Source organism: Kribbella flavida DSM 17836 (assembly GCF_000024345.1).
Lineage (GTDB): Bacteria > Actinomycetota > Actinomycetes > Propionibacteriales > Kribbellaceae > Kribbella > Kribbella flavida.
The window spans coordinates 3,716,198-3,739,118 of the sequence record NC_013729.1; the positions used below are offsets into that span (position 1 = coordinate 3,716,198).

The window sequence follows — 22,921 nt, forward strand, 5'->3', positions numbered from 1 at the left end:
CGGACGTCCGGCCGCGCGCTGGCCTGCGGGGGAGACCGAAGGTAGCGCGCAAGCTACCGTGCGCGGACCTGTCGCGGCCCTAGGGTTGACCGGGTGGAGCGACCGAGCAACGTGTGGGCCGCGATGGCCACCCGACGGTACCTCGTCTCGTCCTGGCCGTGGCGCAGCTACGCGTACCTGATCAGCTCGATCCCCGTCGGTGTACTCACCATCGTTCTGCTGGGCGGAGCGGTCGCGCTGAGCGCGGTGCTCAGCCCGTTGATCGTCGGCATCCTCATGTTCAGCGCCTTCCCGCTGCTCGGCGTGCTGATCGGCCGGGTCGAACGGTGGCGGGCCAAGCTGATGCTGCCGGCCGGCATCCCGAGCCCGCACGCCGTGATGCCGGCCGGGATGAGCAGGCGGGACAGGTTTCGGTTCCGCCGCCGGGAGCAGGGCTCGCTGCGCGGCCTCGGGTACGGCGTACTGCTCGGCACGTTCGTCTGGGTGTTCAGCGCGGCCTTCGGCGGCCTGAGCCTGTCCGTGCTGGTGATCACGCTGATGGCGCCGCTGATCGCCACCGACGACGAGCTCGGCATGGGGCCGTGGACGCTCGACACCACCGGCGAGGGTTTCCTGTTCCTGGTCACTTTCGGCCCCGCCTGGTACGTCGTGACGTCGTACCTGCTGGGCTGTCTGGCCGGGGCCGAGGCCGCGCTGGCCAGGTCCATGCTCGGGCCGCGGGAGGACGAGCTGCGCCGCAACGTTGCCGAACTGCGGCGCTCACGGCTCGACCTGGTCGACGCGTTCGAGACCGAGCGGGCGCGGATCGAGCGGCACCTGCACGACGGCGTTCAGCAGCGGCTGGTCGGGCTCACGATGACGCTGGGGCTGGCGGAGCTCGATCTGCCCGAGGGCGACGGCAAGACGCTGGTGGTGAAGGCGCACCGGGAGGCGGAGGCGGCGCTGGCCGATCTGCGGGAGGCGGTGCGGGGGATTCACCCGCGGGTGCTCGTCGACCTCGGGCTGGAGGCCGCCGTCCGGGAGGTCGCCGACCGGAGCCCGTTGCCGGTGTCGGTGCGGATGTCGCTGCCGAACCGGTTGCCGGCGCCGATCGAGGCAGCCGCGTACTTCTTCGTCAGCGAGGCACTGGCCAACGTGGCGAAGCACGCCGAGGCCACCCGCTGCGACGTCGAGGCGTGGGTCAGCGGCGACCGGCTGGTCGTGACCGTGACCGACGACGGCCGCGGTGGCGCCGATCCGGCCGCTGGAACCGGACTGACCGGACTGGTCACCCGGCTGGACGCGCTGGGCGGCACACTTGACCTGTCCAGCCCACCCGGTGGGCCGACTCGACTGAGGATGGAGAGCCCGTGCCGGCTGGACGACTGAGCATCGTACTGGCGGAGGACTCGTTGCTGCTGCGCGAAGGCCTGGCCAGCATCCTCGACCGCGCCGGGCACGAGGTCCGCGACGCGGTGGGGGACGGCGACACGCTGCTCGCGGTGGTCCGCAAGGATCCGCCGGACGTGGTGATCACCGACGTCCGGATGCCGCCGGGCCACAGCGACGAGGGTCTGCGAGCGGCCGCCGCGATTCGGGCCGAGCTGCCGGCGATCGGCATCCTGGTGCTGTCCCAGTACGTCGCCGACGCGTACCTGTCGTCGTTGCTGGAGACCACGACCGGCGGTATCGGCTACCTGCTCAAGGACCGGGTCGGGCACGTGACCGAGTTCCTCGCCTCGCTCGACCGGGTCGCCGAGGGGGGAACGGTGGTGGACCCGGAGGTGGTCCGGCAGCTGCTGTCGCGGCGGCGGGACGACGGTCCGCTGTCCGCGCTGACGCCACGCGAGCTGGAGGTGCTGGCGCTGATGGCCGAGGGCCGGGTGAACGCGTCGATCGCGGAGCAGCTGGTGGTGAGCGAGGCCGCGGTCCGCAAGCACGTCGGCAACATCTTCGCCAAGCTGCAGCTGGAGGACGGGCTGGACCGGCGTGTCTCGGCCGTGCTCACCTACCTGCGTCGTCAGGCATGAGGGGTGCTGTCGGCCGGGCCTCCGCCACCGCCCCATGACCTTGGAGGCGAGGGAGAATGAGGTATGGCGAACTGGGCTGACGAGAGCGACATCCGCAAGATCCTGGCCGGGTGCCGGACCTGGGCCGTGGTCGGCCTGTCGAACAACAGCGGCCGCGCGGCGTACGGCGTGGCGCGGTTCCTGCAGCAGCACGGCAAACGGATCGTGCCGGTGCACCCGTCGGCGGAGACGGTGCACGGCGAGCAGGGGTACGCGACGCTGGCCGACATCCCGTTCCCGGTGGACTGCGTGGACGTGTTCGTCCGGTCCGAGCTGGCCGGAGAGATCGCCGACCAGGCGGTGGGAATCAACGCCTCGGCGGTCTGGTTCCAGCTGGATGTAGTGGATCCGGACGCCTACACCCGAACGACGGCCGCGGGCCTGACGATGGTGATGGACCGTTGCCCGGCGATCGAGTGGGGACGCCTGGGTCCCAGCTGACCACCGGCGAAGGGATCACATGTTCACGATCGACACCTCCACCGAGTTCGGTGCCCGCATCACCAAGCAGCTGGCCGACGAGCTGGTGATCTGGCTGACCACGGTCGGCGGGTCCGGCACACCGGCGCCGAACCCGGTCTGGTTCCACTGGAACGGCCAGCAGGTCCTGGTGTTCAGCCAGGCGGCGAAGGCGAAGGTCCACAACATCGAGCGCAACCCCCGGGTCGCGCTGCACTTCAACGCCACCTTCACCGGCGGCGACGTCGGCGTGCTGTCCGGCACCGCGGTGATCGACGGGTCCGGTCCGACCGCCGAGGAGCTCGCGATGTACGACGCGAAGTACGCCGAGGGCCTGGCCTCGCTCACCATGAGCGCGGAGGATTTTCACCGCGAGTACCCGGTGCTGATCCGGATCACCCCCGACAAGCTCCGCGGCTTCTGACCTTCCGGTCGGGAACCGGCGACGGCAGCGTGCCCCCAGGGGTGCGCTGCCGTCGTCGGTGCGGGCGGATCGGTCAGTTGAGGTAGCCCTCGACGGTGCTCGCCGGGCGGGCCTCGGCGGTGTCAGGGTCCTCACCGAACTCCCGCTTCGCGCGGCGCTGGCGGAGCAGGTCCCAGCACTGGTCCAGCTCGACCTCGAGGGCCTGCAGCCGGGCCTGCTCCTCGGCGTCGTCGACCTCGCCGGCGCTGTGCTTGGTCCGTAGTTCGTGCTCCTCGGCCACCAGGTCGTTGATGCGGTGGAGGATGCTCTTGTCGTCGGTCATGAGGAAACCGTACGCCCGTCCGGCAGCGGAGCGCGGGCGAGCAACTCCGTCGTGACCAGGATCGCCAGTGCCTCGGCCGCGACCAGCCCGAGCAGGACCACCAGCTGCAGCGCCGCGGCCGCGGTCGGTGACGCCCCGCCGAGCACCATGCCGACGAAGGCGCCGGGCAAGGTGACCAAGCCCACCGTGCGGGTCTGGTCCAGCGCCGGCAGCAGCGCGTCGCCCGCGCTCGGTCCGGCGACCAGCTTGAACGCGTCCGCCGGCACCAGCCCGATCGACAGCCCGGCCTCGTACTCGCCGAAGCGTCCGCCGTACTCCGCGAGCAGCCGCCGGCCGGCCAGGGTGGTCGCGTTCATCGTGCCGCCGATGATGATGCCGCCCATCGGCAGGATCGTCTCGGGGTTGCGCGGCACGACGCCCGGCAGGATCAGCAGCAGCAGCACGACGCAGGCGCTGCCGCCGATCGCCAGCGCGCAGAACACCAACTGACCCGGTACGACGGCCGTCGAGCGGATCCGCCGGGTGCTGGTCAGGGTGGCCACGACGAGCATCACCAGCACGAAGCCGAGCGCGCCCCACAGCGACTGCAGCGCGAAGCCGACGACCACGCCGACCACCGCCAGCTGCAGGACGGCCCGCGCGGCGGCGGTGACGATGCCCTTGTCGTGCCGCAGCGAGGCGTACCGCGACGCCAGCACCGCGATGGCCACCAGCAGCGGCAGGACGACGACCGCCGCGATCCCCAGACCGGTGTCAGCAGACATCCGGCCATTCCACCACGCCGGTCAGCCGATCCCGTTCAAGCTGTCCCACCCAAGCTGTCCTGGTCAGACGTCGCTGTCAGGAGTCGCGGAAGTCCGTTTCGTCGTAGGCGTGCCCGGTCCGCTCGCCGGACTCGACCTTGCCGGCCTCCTCGGCGCGCAGCTCGACCCGGCGGATCTTGCCCGAGATCGTCTTCGGCAGCTCGGCGAACTCGATCCGCCGGATCCGCTGGTACGCCGCCAGGTGGTCGCGGCAGTACGCCAGGATCTGCCCGGCCAGCTCGCGGCTCGGCTCGTACCCCGCGGCGAGCACGACGTACGCCTTGGGCACCGCGAGCCGGACCGGGTCCGGCGAGGGCACCACGGCGGCCTCGGCGACCGCCGGGTGCTCGATCAGCACCGACTCCAGCTCGAACGGCGAGATCCGGTAGTCGCTGGCCTTGAACACGTCGTCGGAGCGGCCGACGTAGGTGATGTAGCCGTCCTCGTCCCGGTGGGCCACGTCGCCGGTGTGGTAGAAACCACCGCGCATCACCTCGTCGGTGAGCGCCTTCGCGTCGCGGTAGCCGCGCATCAGCGGCACCGGCGGCGGCGCGAGCTCGATGCAGATCTCCCCGTCGTCGCCGACCGCGTCGGTCGCCGGGTCGACCAGCGCGATCGAGTAGCCCGGCAGCGGCCGGCCCATCGACCCGGGCTTGACCGGCTGCCCCGGCGGGTTGCCGATCTGGGCGGTGGTCTCGGTCTGGCCGTAGCCGTCGCGGATGGTGATGCCCCAGGCGTTGCGAACCTGCTCGATCACTTCCGGGTTCAGCGGCTCGCCGGCCGAGATGCACTCCCGGACCCGGACCTCGACCACCGACAGGTCGGCCTGGATCAGCATGCGCCAGACCGTCGGCGGTGCGCAGAACGTGGTCACGCCGTACGTCGCCAGCACCTGCAGCATCTTCTCGGCGTCGAAGCGGGTGTAGTTGTACAGGAAGACCGTGGCGCCCGCGTTCCACGGCGCGAAGACGTTGCTCCACGAGTGCTTGGCCCATCCCGGCGACGACACGTTGAGGTGGACGTCGCCGGGCTGCAGGCCGACCCAGTACATCGTCGAGAGGTGGCCGACCGGGTAGCTGACCTGGGTGTGCTCGACGAGCTTCGGCTCGCTGGTCGTGCCGGAGGTGAAGTAGAGCAGCAGCGAGTCGTCCGCCGAGGTGTCGACCTCCGGCACCGGTCCGTCGTACTCCCGGGTCTGCTCGTAGTCGAGCCAGCCCTCCACCGGCTCACCGATGCCGATCCGCAGGCAGTGGTCGGCGATGCCCTCGTACCGCGCGGCGTCGGCGGTGCTGGTGACCACCGCCCGGACGCCGCCGCGGGTGATCCGGTCGGCCAGGTCGGCGTCGGTCAGCAGCGTGGTCGCCGGAATCATCACCGCCCCGGCGCGGATGCAGGCCAGCATCACCTCCCACAGCGGGACGGTGTTGCCGAGCACGATCAGCACCCGGTCGCCCGGCTGCAGCCCCTGCTCGGTGAGCCAGCCGGCCACCTGCCGCGACCGCTCGGCCATCTCGCCGTAGGTCAGCGAGTTGACCTCGCCGTCCTCCTCGACGATGGTGAGCGCGGCCACCTCCGGCTGCTCGACCGCGAGCGCGTCGAACCAGTCCCGCGCCCAGTTGAACCGGTCGAAGGCCGGCCAGCTGAAGTCGCGGTACGCCGTGTCGTAGTCCTCCCGGTGCGCGATCAGGAAGTCGCGGGCCTCGCGAAAGGCCCGGGTGGTCTCCGAGGTGCTCTGTTCCTCGCTCATGCCCGCACTATTCCCGCACCCGGACACGATCGGCAATCGGGCTCGCGCGTGTCTGTGGACAACCGTCAGCCCAGCCGCAGGGCGAGCACCGCCCCGGCGAGCACGAGCGGCACCAGCACGGCGCCGCGCCACAGGAACGACCACCAGGAGATGTGCACGCCGGCGGTCCGGCAGCGGTCGCGCCACAACAGCGTGGCCAGCGAACCCCACAGCGTGAGCAGGCAGCCGCAGTTCACGCCGATCAGCAGCAGCATCATCCGTCGCCCCTCCGCGGCCGCGACCGGCTCCATCGCCAGGTACGCTGGGAGGTTGTCGACGGCGTTCGCGCCGATCGCGGCCGTTCCGGCCAGCCGGAGGTCGGGCAGCAACCCGCCGGAGGCCGTTCCGGCGACGTCTGCGAGCCGTTGCTCGAAGCCGTGGGCGGTCAGCGTTGCGACGACCAGGAAGAGCCCGACGACGGTCACAACCAGCCGCCACGGCAACAGCGACCAGTTCACGGCCGCCCGGCGGCGTACGGCGAAGAGACCGAGCAGGACGACGGCTCCTGCGCTCGCCGGCCAGGCCACCTCGACCCCGGACACGAAGGCCGGTCCCAGCGCCAGACACACCCCGGCCGCCCCCCAGAACAGCACCTTGTCGTCGACCGCAGGAGTCTTCGGTACGACGTACGCGCGGCGCAGGTCCCGGTGGAACAGAGCGGCCAGCACGATCACGGTGACGAGCACGGCGGCGACAGCCGGTCGCCAGCTCAGTGCGAGGTAGTCGCCCAGCCCCAGACCGAGCTGGTCGAAGCGGTGCAGTGCCAGCAGATTCGTGAGGTTCGACACCGGCAGCAGCAGCGACGCCGTGCCCGCGAGCCACACCGTCGTGAACGCGAACAGCTTCGGCGGAATGCTCAGCTGCCGAGCCATCGCCAGCACGACTGGTGTCAGCAGTACAGCGCAGGTGTCGAGGGACAGCACGATCGTCAGTGCGGTGGCGAGCACGACCACGAGCAGCCACAGTCGCCAGGTCCGGCCGCGCGCCAGGTGAGCGGCTTCCCGAGCGGCTACGTCGAACACCTTGGCCGAGTCGGCCAGCCCCGCGATGATCGTCACCGCCACCAGGAACACCAGGACCGAGGCGATGCGCTCCAGCACGTGCACCGCGTCGTCCAGCCCGAGCAGACCGGAGGCGAGCACGCTCAGTCCGCCGAGCGCGCTCAGCCACCACATGCGGCAAACCCTAGGGGGCAGCTTTCCGTGCACCGGAATCGCGTCGTCCGGCGGGGCCGCGGTGAGTAGGCTGAACGGGTGACGCCGGAGGACGAGCTGCAGATGCCCGGGCCTGACTCCGCCGTGCCCGACCCGGCCGGAGCCGGCTGGCGGGAGACCGATGCCGCCGACCAGGCCATCGCCGACCAGACCTTTGCCGGGCTGCCGCTGGCCGGGCAACCGCTGGGCGACCGGCCGGAGAACTACCCGGCCGACTACGAGGCCGACGTCGTACTGCGGGACGGTGCGACCGCCCATCTGCGGCCGATCACTCCGGCGGACGCCCAGCTGCTGGTCGAGTTCTACGCCCGGGTGTCGGAGCAGTCGAAGTACTACCGGTTCTTCGCGCCGTACCCGCAGCTGTCGGACCGGGACGTGGCCCGGTTCACCCAGGTGGACTACCACGACCGGCTGGCGCTGATCGTCACGGTCGGCGACGCCATGATCGGCGTCGGGCGGTACGAGCGGACCGGGCGGCGGACCGCCGAGGTGGCCTTCCTGATCGAGGACGCGCACCAGGGCCGCGGGCTGGGCCAGCTGCTGCTGGAGCACCTCGCGCAAGGAGCCCGGGAGCACGGCATCACCCGATTCGTCGCCGAGGTGCTGCCGGACAACCGCAAGATGATCACCGTCTTCACCGAGGCCGGCTACACGGTGGCCCGCGAGTTCGAGGACGGGGTGATCATGGTCGAGTTCGACATCGCGCCGACCGACACCTCGTTCAGCGTGATGCAGGCGCGCGAGCAGCGGTCCGAGGCGCTGTCGATCGCCCGGCTGCTGACCCCGGCGAGCGTCGCGGTGATCGGGGCCAGCCGGCGCGAGGGCACGATCGGCAACGCGCTGCTGCGCAACCTGCGCGACGGCGGCTTCCCGGGCCGGCTGTCCGCGGTGAACGCCGACACCTCGGCGGCCGAGGTGGACGGCGTCCCGGCGTACCCGACGATCCGGGACGTGCAGGACACCGTCGACCTGGCCGTCGTCGCGGTCCCGGCCGAGGCGGTCGTCGACGTCGTGCTGGACTGCGCGGCCAAGGGCGTGCGCGGGCTGGTCGTGGTGTCCAGCGGGTTCGCCGAGATCGGGCCCGAGGGCCGTCGCCGGCAGCGCCGCCTGGTCGGTCTGGCCCGCTCGTACGGGATGCGGGTGATCGGCCCGAACGCGCTCGGCGTGATCAACACCGCGCCCGGGGTCCAGCTCAACGCGACGCTGTCGCCGCTGATGCCGAGCCGGGGCCGGGTCGCGTTCTTCTGCCAGTCCGGCGCGCTCGGCGTGTCGATCCTGGCCGACATCGCCGGCCGCGGGCTCGGTCTGTCCAGCTTCGTCTCGGCCGGCAACCGGGCCGACGTCTCCGGCAACGACCTGATGCAGTACTGGTACTCCGACGAGGCGACCGAGGTGGTGCTGCTCTACCTGGAGTCGCTCGGCAACCCGCGCAAGTTCAGCCGGGTGGCGCGCCGGCTGGCCGGGCGCAAGCCGGTGGTGGCGCTGAAGTCCGGGCGGGCCACCCAGGGCGTTCCGCTCGGCCAGATGGTCCGCCGCAGCCAGTTGCCACCAGCAACGGTCGACTCGCTGTTCCGGCAGAGCGGGCTGATCGGCGTGGACACCACCGGGGAGCTGTTCGACGTCGCCCAGCTGCTCGCCCACCAGCCGCTGCCGAAGGGCCGCCGGGTCGCCGTCGTCGGCAACTCCGACGCGCTGACGCTGCTGGCGCTGGACGCGATGGCCGGCTGCGGTCTCGACGTGGCCGGCGAGCCGCACACGCTCAGCGCCGACGCCTCGGCCCAGGATTTCGACCGCGCGCTGACCGAGGTCTTCGGCGACGACCGGGTGGACTCGGTGGTGGTGATCTTCACCCCGCCGGTGCACTCCAACGGCGCCGAGGTGGCCCAGGTGCTCGCCGCCGCGGCCGCCGGGTCGGACAAGCCGGTCGTCTCCACGTTCCTGGCTTCGCGCAGTGTGCCGGAGCAGCTGCGCGTCCCCGACGAGCACGGGGGCGCCGCGCGGGGCTCGATCCCGTCGTTCTCGTCCCCGCAGTACGCCGTGGGCGCGCTCGCCAAGGCCACCCAGTACGCCGAGTGGCGGCGCCGGGCGGACTCGGCCATTCCCGACCTGCCGGGCGTCGACACGGCCGGGGCGGAGGACTTCGTCCAGGAGTTCCTCCAGCGGCACCCGCGCGGCGCCGACCTGGACGACGTCGACCGCCAGCGGCTGCTGAGCTTCTACGACATCTCCGTGCTGCCGGCCTTCCCGGTGCTGTCCGCGGACGAGGCGGTCGCCCGGGCCGCCGACCTGGGCTTCGAGGTGATACTCAAGGCGACCGCCGAGCAGTGGCGGATGCGGCCCGACCTGGCCGACATCTGGCGGCACATCCACGACGAGGACGACATGCGCGAGGCCTGGGCGGAGATGACCCGGACCTTCGGGGTCGCCGCCGACCCGGCCCGGGCGCAGTTCGTGGTGCAGAAGATGGCGCCGCCCGGCGTACCGGTGGTGATCTCGGCGCTGGAGGACGTGGCGTTCGGGCCGGTGGTGTCGTTCGGGCTGTCCGGGGTGGCGACCGACCTGCTCGGCGACCGCTCGTACCGGATGCCACCGCTGACCACCGCGGACGCCGCCGAGATGGTCCGCGAGGTCCGGGCCGCGCCGCTGCTGTACGGCTACCGCGGTTCCGACCCGGTCGACATCGGCGCGATCGAGAACCTGCTGCACCGGGTCTCCCGGCTCACGCTCGAGCTGGAGGAGGTCGTCCGCCTGGACCTCCGCTCGGTGCTGGTCGCGGCGACCGGCGCGACCGTGCTGGACACGTCGATCCGGATCGCGCCGAACGAGAAGCCCCGCCAGGACATGCCCGCCCGCCGTCTGACCTGAGGCCGGCCTAGCGAGAGTTCCCGAGTTCCTCCGGCACGCCCGCGCGCGGAGCAAAGTAACCGTATATTCCGGTATATTCGGTTACGCAATCCACCGAGGACGTCTCGAAGGGAGCACTGATGAAGCACTCGGCCAAGCCCCGACACCGCAGCCGCAAGGTCGACGGTCTGACCGTGCACTACCGCGAAGCCGGGGCGCCGTGCTCGACCGCCGTCGTGCTGCTGCACGGATTCCCCACCTCCTCGTACTCGTTCCGTGCCGTGCTGCCGGTGCTGGGGCGGCACGCCTACGTGGTTGCTCCCGACCTGCCGGGTTTCGGGTTCTCGGACGCTCCGCCGCTCGGCGAGTACGACTACACGTTCGAGCGGCTGTCCCACGTGATCGAGGCGCTGGTCGACGACCTCGGCGTGCAGAGGTACGTGCTCTACGTGACCGACTTCGCCACCCCGGTCGGCTACCTGATGGCGATGCGCCACCCCGAGCGGGTGCTGGGCCTGGTGGTGCAGAACGGCAACACGCACGAGGCCGGCCTGAACGACGCGTGGGACGCGCCGCGCCGGTTCTGGCAGGACCCGAGCGAGCAGAACCGCGAGGCGCTGCCGGAGTGGCTGAACTTCGACGGCACCAGGGAGCAGTATCTCGGCGGCCTGCCGGAGCAGCTGCACGAGCTGCACCCGCCCGAGTCCTGGCACCTCGACTGGGAGCGGATGTCCCGGCCGGGCAACCTCGACGTCCAGTTCCAGTTGTTCTACGACTACCGCAACCACGTGGCGCGGTTCCCGCAGATCGCGGCCTACCACCAGCAGCACCAGCCGCCGTGCCTGCTGATCTGGGGCCGGCACGATCCGTTCTTCGACATCGCGGAGGTGCTCGCCTACCACCAGGAGATGGCCGTGCTCGACGCGCACATCTTCGACGGCGGGCACCTGGTGCTGGAGACACACGCCGAGGAGGTCGCCGCGCTGCTCGTCACGTTCGTCGAGGACCTGCTCGAGCGGACTTCGGTCCGCGCGTGAGCGCCGCACCGCCGGCCCGATGGACCGCTGACCACTTCATCGCCGGTGAGGTCGCGCTGGACTTCGCGAACACCGTCTACCGGCGTACGCCGGAGCTCGGCGCCGATCTCCTCACCGATGGCAAGGCGCTGGCGGAGTGGTTTCACCACGCGGGCCTGCTCACGCCGGCGGGTGACGGTGAGCCGTCCGAGGCTGAGCTTGTGCTGGCCGAGGCTCGGGTGCTGCGACGCCTGTTCTGGGCACTTTTCGACGCCCAGAGCGAAGGCCGTGACCTGCCGACAGCCGCCTTGGGCGAGCTGCTCGGTCTGGCGCAGACCAGCGTGGCGGCGGACATCTCCGTCGCGGCCGACGGCACGATCACGCCGGGCGACCTGCGCGGTGCCTTCGCGTACGTCGCATTGCGCGGGCTGACGCTGACGTTGAGCCCGCCGCCTCGCCGGGTGCGGACTTGCGATCGTTGCGGCTGGTTCTTCCTGGACAGCTCACGCGGTCGCCGTCGCCGCTGGTGCAGCATGAAGACCTGCGGGAACCAGAGCAAGGCAGCGCGCTACCGCGCCGCCCACTCCTGACCGCGTCGGCTTGCTGGGGTCAGCTCGCGCGCCGGTAGACGCCCTCGTCGCGGGTCAGCAGCCCGTGGTCGACCAGTCCGCGCCGGAGGGCGGCGTGGTCGTCGTGCCAGCTGTTGAGCATCCGGTTGACCTCGGCCTCGGGGTAGCCGACATCCGGCTCGAAGGACTCGGCCAGGTACTCCAGCACCGTCCGGTACTTCGCCGGGACGGTCGGGAAGTGCGTCAGCCGGCCGTCCCGGATGAAGGAGCGCAGCACGGCGTCGCGCTCCGGGTCGGCCGACAGTGGCTCACGCTCCGGGCGGCCCGATCGCACGGCGTCCTTGAACGCCTGCTCGTCGGCCCGCAGCCCGTCGGCCGCGGTGGCGCTGACGAGGTCGCCCTTCATCAGCCGCTGGAGCGCCTTGGTGACGACCGCGGCGTCCAGACCGGTGCCGGCGGCAACCTGCTCGGGCGTCGCGGCGCCCAGCACGACGGCGGCGTAGACGCGCAGGCGCGACGGTTCGGCGAGCAGTCCGCAGAGTTGGTCGGCGTTCATGGCTTCCACGCTAAGCACCGTGGCAACCGGATTTCGGGTGCGAGATGCTGGGGGCATGCAGCCAGGTCCGCAGAACGCGATCACCGATGTGCCCGGCGTCCTGGTCGGGCAGGTGGAACGGGTCGAGCCGCCGTACCTGACCGGAGTGACGGTGCTGCACTTCCCCGGAACGGCGGTTGCCGGTGTGGACGTGCGCGGCGGCGCGCCGGGCACCCGGGAGACGGACCTGCTCGACCCGGTCAACTCCAACGCGAACGTGAACGCGATCGTGCTGACCGGCGGCAGCGCGTACGGACTGGACGCTGCGACCGGGGTGATGGCCTGGTTGGAGCAACGTGGCGAGGGCGTGCGGGTCGGGCCGGGGGAGCGGGACGTGGTCCCGATCGTGCCCGCGGCGGTGATCTTCGACCTCGGCCGGGGTGGTGAGTTCGGCGCCCGGCCGACGCACGAGTGGGGCCGGGCGGCGGTGGCCTCGGCGTCCGGCGGACCTGTTGCCACTGGCAACCGTGGCGCCGGAGCCGGGGCCCGGGCGGGACGGCTGAAGGGCGGTGTCGGCAGTGCCAGCGTCGGCCTCGGCGACGGTACGACGGTGGGCGCGCTCGTGGTGCTCAACGCGGTCGGCTCGGCCGTCGCACCGAACGGCCGGCTCTACGGAGAGGACCGGTTGCTGGACGGTGAGGTCCCGCCGCTCGAGACGCCGACGGAGGCGGCTCCGGAACCGCCCGAAGGGGCTCGGCCGGGGATGAACACCGTGATCGCGGTCGTGGCGACCGATGCGCCGCTGGACAAGGCGGCGGCCCGGCGGCTGGCGATGGTGGCGCACGACGGGCTGGCCCGGGGAGTCGATCCGGTGCACACGTTGCTGGACGGCGACTCGGTCTTCGGGGTGTCGACGGCGCCGCACGGCGTGACCCGGCTCAGCGTGACCGATCCGGCCGCGCTGGGTCAGCTGGAGAGCGTGTTCTCGGCGGGAGCGCGCTGCCTGACCCGGGCGATCGTGCATGCCGTCCTGGCGGCCGAAACGGTCCGGACCCCGGGCGGCAGGCTGCTCAGTTACCGCGACGCCTACCCGTCCGCGTTCTCGAACGGCTAGCGCGGCGTACGACCTGAGTACTACCCGCGAGCACCGTTCGGCGACCTAAGGGCGATCGGAGAACCGGCCCGGGGACCGACGCCTGCCGACGGTGATCGCGAAAGCCTTCAGCTATGACGCAGCCCAGTCCCCACACCACCCAGCAATCACTGTCGCAGCACCAACCGATCAACCCCCGGCCCGGAACCACGTCGCCGGCCTTGACCGGCCGCGGCCTGGTCAAGTACTACGGCGAGGTCGTCGGCCTGGCCGGGGTGGACGTCGCCGTCCGGCCGGGGGAGGCGCTGGCCGTGATGGGTCCGAGCGGCAACGGCAAGACCACCCTGCTGCACGTCCTGGCGGGCATTCTCACTCCGGACCAGGGCGAGGTCTGGCTCGGTGGCGACCGCGTCGACCAGTTGAGCGACGCCCAGCGGACCGTACTGCGCCGCCGCCGCCTCGGTTTCGTCTTCCAGGACAACCAGTTGCTCGCCGAGCTGCCCGCCGACGAGAACGTGGCGCTGCCGCTGATGGTCGACGGCATCTCCCGCCGGGACGCGATCGGCCGGGCGCGCGCGACGCTGGCCCAGGTCGGTCTCGCCAACGAGGTGAACCGCCGGCCGGGCGAGCTGTCCGGCGGTCAGGCCCAGCGGGTCGCCATCGCGCGGGCCCTGGTCGGTGAGCCCCAGGCGGTGTTCGCCGACGAGCCGACCGGCGCGCTGGACGCGACCACCGGCGCACAGGTGATCGACCTGCTCGTCGGTGCCGCGACCCACCGGGGTGCCGCCGTGGTCGTGGTGACCCATGACGACGCGGTCGCCGCCCGCTGCCACCGCGTGGTCCGGATCGTCGACGGCCGGGTGAGCCAGCGATGAACCCGATGACCGATCTCGGCCTGCGGTTCGTCCGCCGGCCGGGTCCTGGCGGCCGGGCCGCCAACCTCGCAGCGTTCGGCGCGACCGCGGTGGTCGCGCTGCTGGTCACCTTCCTGATCGCCGGCACGCTCGGCCTGAGCCACCGCTCGGACCGGATCGGCTGGCGGGCCACCGGCGACGGCGATGCCCGGACCGCGGTCGGGGTGACCGACACGGTCGACGACATGGCCGCGGGCCGGCCGCTGACCCGCCTGGACGTGGCGATCATCAACGAGCAGCGCAATGCCGAGCTGCCGCCCCCGCCGGGGTTGCCGCACGCGCCGAGGCCGGGCGAGGTCTTCGTCTCGCCCGAGGTGGCCAAGCTGTGGGCCGGCAGCGATCTCGCGCAGCGCTACCAGCTGCCGGCGCCGACCGGCACCATCTCGAGCGCCGGCTTGTCGTCACCGGACGAGCTGGTCGTCATCCGCGGCGTCCCGGTGAACTCGCCGGGCCTGCAGGCGTCCGACCATCCGAACTACCTCGAGACCTGGCGCGGCACCGCGATCGACACCCGGATCGGCATGCTGCTCGTTTTCGTTGCCTTCGGCATCATGCTCGTGCTTTTCCCGCTGCTCAGCCTGGTCGGCCAGGCGGCCGGCGTGGCGGCCAAGAGGCGCGAGCACCGGCTCGCCGCACTCCGGCTGGCCGGCGCGACCCGGAGCCAGGTCCTTCTGCTCAGCGCGGTCGAGCAAGCCGTGCTCGCTGTGGCCGGTGCCGTCGCGGGACTGATCGCCTACACCGCGCTGAGCCCGCTGATCGCCCGGATCCCGCTCGGTGGCGGCCGGTGGTACCTGCAGGACCTGACCGTCAGTTGGTGGCTCGTCCTCGTCGTTCTGGTCGCCGTACCGCTGCTGTCGGTGCTGAGCGCGATGATCGGTCTCGGTCGGGTCAGCATCACCCCGCTCGGCGTCGTCCGCGGCCAGACCCGCAGGGGCATGAGCGCGCTGCGGCTCTGCCTGCTGGTTGTCGGCCCGGTCATGCTCGCGGTGCTCGGCACCGGCGGCGCGGTCCTGCCGCTGCTGATCGGTGTCGGCCTGGCCGCACTGGCCGTCCGGGTGGTCGGCCCGTTCGCGGTCCAGGTGATCGGCCGGTTCCTGGCCCGGACGGCGAGCGGCCCGGTCGCCCTGCTCGCCGGGCGACGGCTCGCCGACGATCCGAAGGCGGCGTTCCGTCCCGTCGCGGCGCTGGTGCTGAGCGGGTTCGTCACCGGCTTCCTGGCGCTGTTCATGCCGTACGGCATCACCCAGGACGGCAAGGACGCCGCCTTCGAGCTCCACACCTCTCAGGCGACCACCTCCGCGGTCGCTCAGGACGCGAAACGGCGACTGGCCCAGGCCGGACTGCAGGGCGAGGTGACCGCTCGGGACCAGGTCGTCGACATCACCGTCGCGACCACCGACCGGGAAAGGGTCCGCACGATCCTGTACGACGTGGCGCCGGACCAGGTTCCGCTCACGGCGGCGGAGAAGGAAGCGCACGAGGCCGGCGTGTACCTCGACATGCGACTCGGGGTCGCGTTGCTGCTCGGGCTGGTCTTCGTCACCGGTGCCGCCTCGACCGCCGCGGGTGCGGTCGGGACAGCGCTGGACCAGGCGGCTCCGGCGAAGGCGCTGCGGCGGTCCGGCGTACCGCTGTCGGTGATCGAGCGATCGGCCCGGTTGGCGGCCGTCGTCCCGGTGGTCGGGGTCGGGCTGCCCGTGGTTGGCTTCGGCGCGCTGTGCGGGCTGGCGCTGAGCGGTGGAAAGGTGATCACCGAGGGCAGTTCCGGAGTCCTGCTGCTGTGCGGCCAGGTGGTGGTCGGGCTGGTCCTGGTCGCGGTCGCCGGGGCCGCCGGTGCCCCGGTGTTGCGCAGGGCGAGCGCGGGCTGACAGCCGGGAGCAGTGAGTGGCGCTGGGACCGGTGCATGCAAGGATGAGGGTATGCGTGACCTGAATGCGCCGGTCCCGGAGCTCGCGGACGCGTCTGCCGCGCTGCGCGACGCGATCGACCGGTGCGGCTACTACCCCGACGTGGTGACGGACTCGCTCGCGATCGCGATCGCCGGCGAACCGATCCGGGCCTTCGTGCTGCAGCACGAACCGACGTTCGACCGTGACGAGGTCCGGCGGCACATCACCATCCTGGCGCTGACCCCGAGCCGGCTGATCGTCGGGCACACCGACGAGCACGCCGCCGACGACCTGATCCGGGCGCCGTACGCGTCGACCTCGACCGAGGCGATCCCGCTGAACCGGGTGAACGCCGTCGTGGTCAACCGCGTCGTGCCGAACCCGGCCGGCTACGCGCCGGGCAAGGCGGACCCGGCCGCCGGCGGCGGTGAGGTGGTGCTGACGATCGGCTGGGGCATGGTGAACCGGATCGATCTGGAGCCCGCCGTCTGCGCCGACCCGAACTGCGAAGCCGACCACGGCTACACCGGGTCCGTCGCCGCCGACGACATCTCGTTGCGGATCAGCGCGGCGGCCGACGGCCCGGCCGGGATCCAGCAGGCGCTCGACTTCGCCGCGGCACTGTCGTTCGCGACCAGCAGGTAGCCGCCGTGCCCGGCCCGCCGACGGTCCTGCCCGCGTACGGCGGCGGCTCGCTGGCCGACGTCCTGCCGTCGGTCGCCGGCGCGCTGTCGGTCCCCGGTGAGCAGAACCAGCTCGGCCTTCCCCCCGCGTCCCGGTACGCCGTACTCCTGCTCGACGGCCTCGGGTGGAACCTGCTGCAGCGGCACGCCGAGCTCGCGCCGTACCTGTCCTCGTTGACCGCGCGGGCGCTGACGGCCGGCGTACCGTCGACCACCGCGGCGAGCCTGACCAGTCTCGGGACGGGGCTGCCGCCGGGGGCGCACGGGATCGTCGGGTACTCCTCGATCGTGCCGGAGACCGGGGGACTGCTGAACGCGCTCGCCTGGGACGCGCCGGTCGATCCGCGCCGGTGGCAACCGCATCCGACGGTCTTCGAGCGGATCGCCGCCGCCGGAGTGGCGACGCGCAACGTGAGCAAGGCCCGCTTCGACAAGTCGGGGCTGACCGCGGCGGCGTTCCGGGGGAGTGCGCACCGGGGCGCGGACACCGTCGACGACCGGCTGGACGCGACCAGGTTCGCGAGCCGCGAGGGCAGCTCCTCGCTGGTGTACGTATACGACTCGCAGCTCGACTACACCGGCCACGGACAGGGATGCGAATCGTGGCAGTGGCGCAAGGAGCTGACCGCGGCCGACTCGTTCGCGCAGCGGGTGCGTGCGGCGCTGCCGCGCGACGCCGTCCTGGTCGTGGTCGCCGACCACGGCATGATCGACGTCGCGCCGGACGACCGGATCGACCTCGACGCGGACCCGACGCTCACCGACGGCCTCCGGCTGATCGGCGGCGAGTCCCGCTTTCGCCACCTGTACTGCGTACCGGGCGCCGAGCAGGACGTCGCGACCCGGTACCGAGAGCTGCTCGGCGACCGGGCGCTCGTGCTGTCCCGGGCCGAGGCGGCCGCACGCGGGTGGTTCGGGCCCGTGGAGGAGCGCGTCGCGCCGCGGATCGGGGACGTCGTGGTGGCCTCGCTCGGTCCGGTCGCGCTGGTCGCGGGCCGGCGGTTCCCGCAGGAAGCAGGCTTGATCGGCCTGCACGGCTCGCTGACCGAGGACGAGATGGCCATTCCGCTCCTGGTCGACGCGGGCTAGCAGCTTTCCCGCGGTCGAGGGCGGTCGGCTAGAAGCTCCAGACGTTCCAGTAGAACGAAGCGGCGGCGACCTGCGCCTCGGCGTCCTGGGCTTTCACCGTCACCTTGTACCGGCCCGCGCCGCGCAGCAGCACACCGGTGATCCAGCCCCGTTCGGCGTCGATCGTCAGGCCCGGCGGCAAGCCGACCGCGGAGTAGCTGATGTCGCCCTTGCTGCTGGACCCCTTGATCTGCAGCGGAACCGCGGGCAGCCCGCCGACGCCGAGCTGCTCGGACGGTTTGGTGACGGTGACGCCGGAGGCCGAGGTGGTCGTCGTGGCGCCGACTGCCTCGGCGGCGTCGACCAGTCCCTCGCCGTAGTACGAGTTGTTCGCTGCCGAGCCGGCGCACTCGCCGCCGGAGGCGACCGGGCAGGCCAGGTCGTTGGCCTGGGCGGCCAGCCGGGCCCGGACCTGCTCGGGCGTCAGCTTCGGATTCGCGCTGCGCAGCAGGGCGGCGACGCCGGCGACGTGCGGCGCGGCCATCGACGTACCGTCGAGGCTCTGGTAGCCGCCGCCCGGGATGGTCGAGTAGACGTCCTCGCCGGGAGCGGCGACGGAGATCTTGGCGGCGCCGTAGTTGGAGAAGTTGGACTTCTGGCTCGACGAGTCCACCGAGGCCACCACGACGACGTTCGGCAGCTCGGTCGGCAGGCTGAGGCACTCGTTGGTCACCGTGCGCGGCCCGGGCTGGGAGTCGTTCGGGCTGGTGTCGTCCTCGCCCTTCTCGGCCAGGTCGTAGTTCTCGTTGCCCGCGGCGGCGACGTTCACCACGCCCTTGCTGTCCGCGTACGCGACCGAGCGACGGACCGCCTCGGCGATCGCGTCCTGGTCCGGATCGGTCGGGCAGGCGAACAGCCAGGGATCGACGTAGTAGCTGTTGTTGGTGATCGACACGCCCTTGTCGGCGGCGAACACGAACGCGCAGACCGTGTTCTCCGGGAAGAACAGCTGGCTGCCGGCCTCGGCGACCCGGATCGAGGAGATCCGCGCCCCCGGTGCGACCCCGACCATGCCCTTGCCGTTCTTGGCGGCGGCGATCGAGCCGGCCACGTGGGTGCCGTGCTCGCCGACCGGCCGCCACGCCCCGGGCCGGACGTCGGTCTTGCCGTACGCGCAGGACGCCGAGCGGGCCGCGTCGAAGTTCGGCCGCAGATCCGGGTGCTGGTCGTCGACGCCGGTGTCCAGGACGGCGACGGTGACGGCCTTGGAGCCCGGGTTGACCGCCCAGGCCTTGTCGGCGCCGATCTGCTCCATGTCGGAGCGTGGGATCTCCGGCGACTCGTCCGGCCTCACCGGCGCCGCCGGGGGGACGGCCGGGTTCGCCGCGGCCGCCGGAACGTCCGACGTCCGGGTCGCGCCGACCTTCTGCACCCCACCGACCGAGCGCAGCTTGGCGGCGAAGTCGGCGGTGGCCGAGTGCACGACCAGCACCCCGATCGCGTCGTACCGGGCGTACACGCTGCCGCCGTTGGCGGTGATCGCCGAGCTGACCGCGGCGGTCTGCTTCGGCGCGGTGATCACGAAGTACGCCCGCAACCCGGCCTCCGACCTCGCCGGCACGGCTGCGGTGGCAGGCACGGCGACACCGACCGCCACCAGACCGCACGACAGGACGAGCGACACCACGGAGTACAGAGCTTTGCGCACGACCAAGTAGAACCTGCCGAACCCCCAGAACGAAAGCCGACGCACCCCGGGGTCGCTGACCCGGGAGGCACTTTGGCAGGATGGGCGCCCGTGGCTGAGCTGCTCTACTTCACCGGGACCATGGACTGCGGCAAATCCACCCTCGCGCTGCAGATGGATCACAACCACAAGGCGCGGGGACGGCAGGGGCGGATCTTCACCAGTCACGACCGGGCCGGGGAGTCGGTGCTGTCGTCGCGGCTGGGGCTGGCCGCGGAGGCGATCGAGGTGCGGCCGGACTTCGACTTCTGGGAGTACGTCGTCGGCGAGCTGACCCACGGTGGCCGGATCGACTACGCGGTCTGCGACGAGGCGCAGTTCTACCAGCCCGAGCAGGTCGAGCAGCTGGCGCGGATGGTCGACGAGCTGCAGATCGACGTGTTCTGCTTCGGCATCCTGACCGATTTCCGGGCGACGCTGTTCCCGGGCTCGGCCCGGCTGGTCGAGCTCGCCGACCGGATGGAGCTGCTGCAGGTCGAGGCGCTGTGCTGGTGCGGCGAGCGGGCCACCCACAACGCCCGGACCAGCGGCGGCGAGATGGTCACCGAAGGCGAGCAGCTGGTGGTCGGCGACATCGAGCAGGACGACCGTCAGCTCGCCTACGAGGTGCTCTGCCGCCGGCACCACCGGCGCCGGCTGACCGCGGCCAAGGCCCGTGCGACGCTGTCTCCCGAGGTTCTCCCGTTCGGAGGTTCCGCATGAACCCGTTGATCACCGCCGGCGAGCTGCTCGACGCCCCGGACGACGTCGTCGTCATCGACGTCACCTGGAACCTGGCCGGCCCGCCCGGCCGCGAGGCGTACGACGCCGGCCACGTGCCGGGCGCGCACTTCGTCGACCTGGACACCGAGCTGGCCGGCCCGCCCGGCGACGGGGGCCGGCACCCGTTGCCGTCCGCAAGCGTCGTCGAGGCCGCCCTGCGCCGTGCGGGCGCCGGGCCGGACAGCTCCGTCGTCGTCTACGACGCCGCGAACTCGATGGCCGCCGCCCGGGCACGCTGGGTGTTCCGGTACTTCGGTCTGCGCGACGTGCGCGTGCTCGACGGCGGGCTCGCGGCCTGGCGCGCGGCCGGGGGAGAGGTCAGCACCGAGGTGCCCGCCGACGCGGCCGGATCGTTTGTCGCCGTACCGGGTGGGCTGCCGGTGCTGGACGCGGCCGGCGCGGCCGAGCTGGCGTCGTCGGGCGTGCTGCTGGACGCGCGGGCGCCGGAGCGGTTCGCCGGGGAGGTCGAGCCGATGGACAAGGTCGCCGGGCACATCCCGGGCGCGGTGAACGCGCCGACGACCGGCAACGTCGGCCCCGACGGCCGGTTCCTGCCCGCCGACGACCTCCGGGCCCGCTTCGCCGCGCTCGGCGCCGACGGCTCCCGGCCCGTCGGGGCGTACTGCGGGTCGGGCGTCACCGCGGCCCACGAGTCGCTCGCGCTGGAGATCGCCGGTCTCGACGCTGCTGTCTACGTCGGCTCGTGGTCGGAGTGGATCACCGACCCCGACCGCCCTGTCGCCACCGGCCCGGCCTGACCGTCGGCCGGCGCGCCCAGGTACTCCGCACCCGCGCACGCACCGACGCACCTGACCACGCACTTGACCACGCACCGGCGAGCTCGACCACGCACGGGCGCACACCCGCGCGCCTCAGCGGGTCCGGTAGCGCGCGTAGACCAGTCCGCTGTCGAAGGCGCGTTGCTCGACCAGAACCGGTGACGCGCCCCACGGGGTGCAGCCAGGCCTTTCGAGCAGGGTGGTAACGCGGGATCGGCTGCTTGACTTCGTTGCGGCCCGGTCGCAGGCTCGAGAGCAATCGATTTCCCGCCCCGGTCGAGGAGTCCCCTGATGCCCGAGCCGATGATGCGACGTACCTTCTTGAGAGCCGCCGCGGGGGCGGGGGCGTTGCTCGCCGCGCCTGGTGCCGCCTCCGCTGCCACCACACGGAGCTCCGCCGCCGGCGTGCAGGCGGTGCTGACGACCAAGGTCGCCGACCTGACCGGGCCCGGGCTGACCGACCGGTTCCGGATGGCCGCCACCGATCTCGGAATTCCGGCGCGAACGCCGGACGGGCGGATGCTGTTCATGTTCGGCGACACCTTCGAGCAGCCGTACGTCGGCGGCGGCTGGTGGCGGTCGCCGGTCGCGTTGTGGTCGACGACGACCGACCTGGCGGGCGGGGTGAGATGGTCGGGGGCGGTTGGGGGAGCGGCGGCGCAGCAGCTGTGGGACTACCCGCACGACAACCCGACGTTCTCGACCGTGCTGCCGTCGGACGTGATCACGATCGGCGGGTCGATGTACCTGCACGCGATGGTCAACAAAGGTTTGGGCAACGTCGTGTGGACAGAGATCTGGCGCAGCGACAACTCCGGTGCCAGCTGGTACCACACCGGCGCGAAGTTCGACCCGAACCTCGACGGTGGGATGTTCCAGTGCCTGACCTGGGGCGAGGGCAACGACGGTTACGTGTACGTCTACTCGACCGGGTTCCAGCGGAACAAGCCGATCATCCTCAAGCGGGTCCGCAGTACCCAGATCGCGAACCCGGCGGCGTACGAGCCGTGGGGGTACCGCGACGGCCGCTGGGCGTGGGGCCACCCGGCGACGCCGATCCTGTCCGGCAGCTTCGGCGAGCTGTGCCTGCGGCCGCTCGGCGGCAAGTGGGTGCTGACCTGGTTCAACGCCGGCGACTACCGGATCGACGGCATCATCATGGACACCCCGACCTCGAACCTCTACACCGCCTACCGGCAGACGCTGCTCTACGGCGGCGCGTGGGGGCAGGAGAACGACAACCACGTGGCCCAGTTGTACGGCGGCTACCTCATCCCCGGCTCGACGCTGAGCGACCTGCACCTGTCGGTCAGCCAGTGGAAGACCGACGCCGGCTGGCCGTACCGGACCATGCAGTTCCGCGTCCGCAACTTCGGCTAGAGCTCGAGCACCATCGTGTCCGAACCGCCGGTGCGGCCGACCTCCGCGAAGCCGAGCGATCGGTACAGGTCGGCCGCGCGGTTGGCCGGTTCGACACTCAGGCTCAACCGACCGTACTGCGCCCGCCGGGCGGCCGCGATCAGCTCGGTCAGCAGGGCGCGGCCGACTCCCCGTCCCCTGGCCTCAGGTGTGACGCCGATGCTCAGCTCCGGCACGTCGTCGGCGACGTAGCCGTAGCCGGGCCGAGCGCCGGGGAGCAGCCGGGCCCAGGCCGCGCCGACCGGGCGACCGGCGTTCTCGGCGACGACGCCGAAGTCACCGGCCCGGGGCCACTCGTCGACGTACCGCCACGCGTGGTCCTCGGCGCGCAGCTGCGCGGCGGTGAAGCGTGGCCGGCCGTCCCAGTTGTAGGCGGCCAGCAACATCTCGGCGAGGAAGTCGCGGTCGTCGGCCGCCGCCGGTCGGAGAAGCATCCCTCCATCCTCCCCGGCCGGCAGCGGCCCGTCACCGGAATTACCGGCCGCCCGCGCTCGGTCCGTGCCAGGCCGGCGACCCGTCCTACCCGCTCGATGCGGGCGAGGGCGGA

At 72.0% G+C, this 22,921-nt stretch carries 22 protein-coding genes; 15 read left to right on the forward strand and 7 right to left on the reverse strand.

Features of this window, described 5'->3' with window-relative positions; all coding sequences use genetic code 11:
• The first annotated feature begins 93 nt into the window (after positions 1–93).
• The 4 genes from KFLA_RS17180 (at position 94) to KFLA_RS17195 (ending at position 2,931) form a co-directional block, all read left to right on the forward strand.
• Positions 94–1,368 carry a sensor histidine kinase gene (locus KFLA_RS17180; RefSeq protein WP_012921071.1) on the forward strand — a complete coding sequence of 425 codons (1,275 nt, stop codon included), beginning with the start codon at positions 94–96 and terminating at the stop codon, positions 1,366–1,368.
• Positions 1,350–2,009, forward strand: coding sequence for a response regulator transcription factor (locus tag KFLA_RS17185; protein ID WP_012921072.1), 660 nt, complete (start codon positions 1,350–1,352; stop codon positions 2,007–2,009). The genes KFLA_RS17180 and KFLA_RS17185 overlap by 19 nt, the downstream gene beginning before the upstream one ends.
• Positions 2,010–2,072: 63 nt before the next feature.
• Positions 2,073–2,489, forward strand: a complete 417-nt coding sequence (locus tag KFLA_RS17190; protein ID WP_012921073.1) for a CoA-binding protein — start codon at positions 2,073–2,075, stop codon at positions 2,487–2,489.
• 19 nt (positions 2,490–2,508) lie between these two features.
• Positions 2,509–2,931 (forward strand): TIGR03667 family PPOX class F420-dependent oxidoreductase, encoded by a 423-nt coding sequence (locus tag KFLA_RS17195; RefSeq protein ID WP_012921074.1) that lies wholly within the window; start codon positions 2,509–2,511, stop codon positions 2,929–2,931.
• 73 nt (positions 2,932–3,004) lie between these two features.
• Here KFLA_RS17195 and KFLA_RS17200 read toward each other — a convergent pair whose 3' ends face one another.
• The 4 genes from KFLA_RS17200 to KFLA_RS17215 form a co-directional block, all read right to left on the reverse strand.
• Positions 3,005–3,253 (reverse strand): DUF2630 family protein, encoded by a 249-nt coding sequence (locus tag KFLA_RS17200; RefSeq protein WP_012921075.1) that lies wholly within the window; start codon positions 3,251–3,253, stop codon positions 3,005–3,007.
• Entirely contained in the window at positions 3,250–4,017 is a 768-nt protein-coding gene (locus KFLA_RS17205) for an ABC transporter permease (protein WP_012921076.1), read from the reverse strand. Before KFLA_RS17205 ends, KFLA_RS17200 begins: the two co-directional genes overlap by 4 nt.
• Before the next feature lie 76 nt (positions 4,018–4,093).
• A complete protein-coding gene (locus KFLA_RS17210) occupies positions 4,094–5,803 on the reverse strand; it encodes an AMP-binding protein (RefSeq protein WP_012921077.1) in 1,710 nt (569 codons plus the stop codon).
• A 65-nt stretch (positions 5,804–5,868) separates the two neighbouring features.
• The gene (locus KFLA_RS17215; protein ID WP_012921078.1) at positions 5,869–7,017 is read right to left on the reverse strand and encodes an ArsB/NhaD family transporter; all 1,149 of its coding nucleotides are present in this window, start codon (positions 7,015–7,017) and stop codon (positions 5,869–5,871) included.
• Positions 7,018–7,095: 78 nt separating this feature from the next.
• Here KFLA_RS17215 and KFLA_RS17220 point away from each other — a divergent pair, with 78 nt between their 5' ends.
• From KFLA_RS17220 to KFLA_RS38895, 3 genes are all read left to right on the forward strand, one after another.
• Positions 7,096–9,921, forward strand: coding sequence for a bifunctional acetate--CoA ligase family protein/GNAT family N-acetyltransferase (locus tag KFLA_RS17220; RefSeq protein ID WP_012921079.1), 2,826 nt, complete (start codon positions 7,096–7,098; stop codon positions 9,919–9,921).
• A gap of 119 nt (positions 9,922–10,040) precedes the next feature.
• Positions 10,041–10,937 (forward strand): alpha/beta fold hydrolase, encoded by an 897-nt coding sequence (locus tag KFLA_RS17225; protein WP_012921080.1) that lies wholly within the window; start codon positions 10,041–10,043, stop codon positions 10,935–10,937.
• The gene (locus tag KFLA_RS38895) at positions 10,934–11,506 is read left to right on the forward strand and encodes a CGNR zinc finger domain-containing protein (protein ID WP_012921081.1); all 573 of its coding nucleotides are present in this window, start codon (positions 10,934–10,936) and stop codon (positions 11,504–11,506) included. Before KFLA_RS17225 ends, KFLA_RS38895 begins: the two co-directional genes overlap by 4 nt.
• Before the next feature lie 19 nt (positions 11,507–11,525).
• Here the strand turns inward: KFLA_RS38895 and KFLA_RS17235 are convergent, their stop codons facing one another.
• Positions 11,526–12,041, reverse strand: a complete 516-nt coding sequence (locus KFLA_RS17235; RefSeq protein WP_012921082.1) for a DUF2087 domain-containing protein — start codon at positions 12,039–12,041, stop codon at positions 11,526–11,528.
• 55 nt (positions 12,042–12,096) lie between these two features.
• On the opposite strand from KFLA_RS17235, the gene KFLA_RS17240 reads away from it, so the two are divergent.
• From KFLA_RS17240 to KFLA_RS17260, 5 genes are all read left to right on the forward strand, one after another.
• On the forward strand, positions 12,097–13,134 hold the full coding sequence (locus KFLA_RS17240) for a P1 family peptidase (RefSeq protein ID WP_012921083.1): 1,038 nt from the start codon (positions 12,097–12,099) through the stop codon (positions 13,132–13,134).
• Between the two features lie 113 nt (positions 13,135–13,247).
• Positions 13,248–13,988, forward strand: a complete 741-nt coding sequence (locus KFLA_RS17245; protein ID WP_012921084.1) for an ABC transporter ATP-binding protein — start codon at positions 13,248–13,250, stop codon at positions 13,986–13,988.
• Positions 13,985–15,895 (forward strand): FtsX-like permease family protein, encoded by a 1,911-nt coding sequence (locus tag KFLA_RS17250; protein ID WP_012921085.1) that lies wholly within the window; start codon positions 13,985–13,987, stop codon positions 15,893–15,895. Before KFLA_RS17245 ends, KFLA_RS17250 begins: the two co-directional genes overlap by 4 nt.
• Positions 15,896–15,946: 51 nt before the next feature.
• Positions 15,947–16,561, forward strand: coding sequence for a DUF5998 family protein (locus tag KFLA_RS17255; RefSeq protein WP_012921086.1), 615 nt, complete (start codon positions 15,947–15,949; stop codon positions 16,559–16,561).
• Positions 16,562–16,566: 5 nt separating this feature from the next.
• Positions 16,567–17,688, forward strand: a complete 1,122-nt coding sequence (locus KFLA_RS17260) for an alkaline phosphatase family protein (protein ID WP_012921087.1) — start codon at positions 16,567–16,569, stop codon at positions 17,686–17,688.
• Positions 17,689–17,716: 28 nt separating this feature from the next.
• On the opposite strand, the gene KFLA_RS17265 is transcribed toward KFLA_RS17260, so the two are convergent.
• Entirely contained in the window at positions 17,717–19,375 is a 1,659-nt protein-coding gene (locus tag KFLA_RS17265) for a S8 family peptidase (protein ID WP_237706831.1), read from the reverse strand.
• 90 nt (positions 19,376–19,465) lie between these two features.
• Between KFLA_RS17265 and KFLA_RS17270 the strand changes: the two genes are divergently transcribed.
• The 3 genes from KFLA_RS17270 (at position 19,466) to KFLA_RS17280 (ending at position 22,335) form a co-directional block, all read left to right on the forward strand.
• A complete protein-coding gene (locus KFLA_RS17270; RefSeq protein WP_012921089.1) occupies positions 19,466–20,116 on the forward strand; it encodes a thymidine kinase in 651 nt (216 codons plus the stop codon).
• Positions 20,113–20,934 (forward strand): sulfurtransferase, encoded by an 822-nt coding sequence (locus KFLA_RS17275; protein ID WP_012921090.1) that lies wholly within the window; start codon positions 20,113–20,115, stop codon positions 20,932–20,934. Before KFLA_RS17270 ends, KFLA_RS17275 begins: the two co-directional genes overlap by 4 nt.
• A 312-nt stretch (positions 20,935–21,246) precedes the next feature.
• A complete protein-coding gene (locus tag KFLA_RS17280; RefSeq protein ID WP_012921091.1) occupies positions 21,247–22,335 on the forward strand; it encodes a DUF4185 domain-containing protein in 1,089 nt (362 codons plus the stop codon).
• On the opposite strand, the gene KFLA_RS17285 is transcribed toward KFLA_RS17280, so the two are convergent.
• Complete coding sequence (locus tag KFLA_RS17285; protein ID WP_012921092.1) at positions 22,332–22,808, reverse strand: GNAT family N-acetyltransferase; 477 nt, start codon at positions 22,806–22,808, stop codon at positions 22,332–22,334. The genes KFLA_RS17280 and KFLA_RS17285 overlap by 4 nt on opposite strands.
• Positions 22,809–22,921 lie beyond the last annotated feature (113 nt).

What these genes read in the sequence shown, in the direction of transcription:
- KFLA_RS17245 (WP_012921084.1), top strand. Translation starts at nt 13,248, where the DNA reads ATGACGCAGCCCAGTCCCCACACCACCCAGCAATCACTGTCGCAGCAC.
- KFLA_RS17210 (WP_012921077.1), bottom strand. Translation starts at nt 5,803, where the DNA reads ATGAGCGAGGAACAGAGCACCTCGGAGACCACCCGGGCCTTTCGCGAG.
- KFLA_RS17205 (WP_012921076.1), bottom strand. Translation starts at nt 4,017, where the DNA reads ATGTCTGCTGACACCGGTCTGGGGATCGCGGCGGTCGTCGTCCTGCCG.
- KFLA_RS17200 (WP_012921075.1), bottom strand. Translation starts at nt 3,253, where the DNA reads ATGACCGACGACAAGAGCATCCTCCACCGCATCAACGACCTGGTGGCC.
- KFLA_RS17195 (WP_012921074.1), top strand. Translation starts at nt 2,509, where the DNA reads ATGTTCACGATCGACACCTCCACCGAGTTCGGTGCCCGCATCACCAAG.
- KFLA_RS17215 (WP_012921078.1), bottom strand. Translation starts at nt 7,017, where the DNA reads ATGTGGTGGCTGAGCGCGCTCGGCGGACTGAGCGTGCTCGCCTCCGGT.
- KFLA_RS17285 (WP_012921092.1), bottom strand. Translation starts at nt 22,808, where the DNA reads ATGCTTCTCCGACCGGCGGCGGCCGACGACCGCGACTTCCTCGCCGAG.
- KFLA_RS17235 (WP_012921082.1), bottom strand. Translation starts at nt 12,041, where the DNA reads ATGAACGCCGACCAACTCTGCGGACTGCTCGCCGAACCGTCGCGCCTG.
- KFLA_RS17240 (WP_012921083.1), top strand. Translation starts at nt 12,097, where the DNA reads ATGCAGCCAGGTCCGCAGAACGCGATCACCGATGTGCCCGGCGTCCTG.
- KFLA_RS17250 (WP_012921085.1), top strand. Translation starts at nt 13,985, where the DNA reads ATGAACCCGATGACCGATCTCGGCCTGCGGTTCGTCCGCCGGCCGGGT.
- KFLA_RS17275 (WP_012921090.1), top strand. Translation starts at nt 20,113, where the DNA reads ATGAACCCGTTGATCACCGCCGGCGAGCTGCTCGACGCCCCGGACGAC.
- KFLA_RS17190 (WP_012921073.1), top strand. Translation starts at nt 2,073, where the DNA reads ATGGCGAACTGGGCTGACGAGAGCGACATCCGCAAGATCCTGGCCGGG.
- KFLA_RS17255 (WP_012921086.1), top strand. Translation starts at nt 15,947, where the DNA reads ATGCGTGACCTGAATGCGCCGGTCCCGGAGCTCGCGGACGCGTCTGCC.
- KFLA_RS17280 (WP_012921091.1), top strand. Translation starts at nt 21,247, where the DNA reads ATGCCCGAGCCGATGATGCGACGTACCTTCTTGAGAGCCGCCGCGGGG.
- KFLA_RS17225 (WP_012921080.1), top strand. Translation starts at nt 10,041, where the DNA reads ATGAAGCACTCGGCCAAGCCCCGACACCGCAGCCGCAAGGTCGACGGT.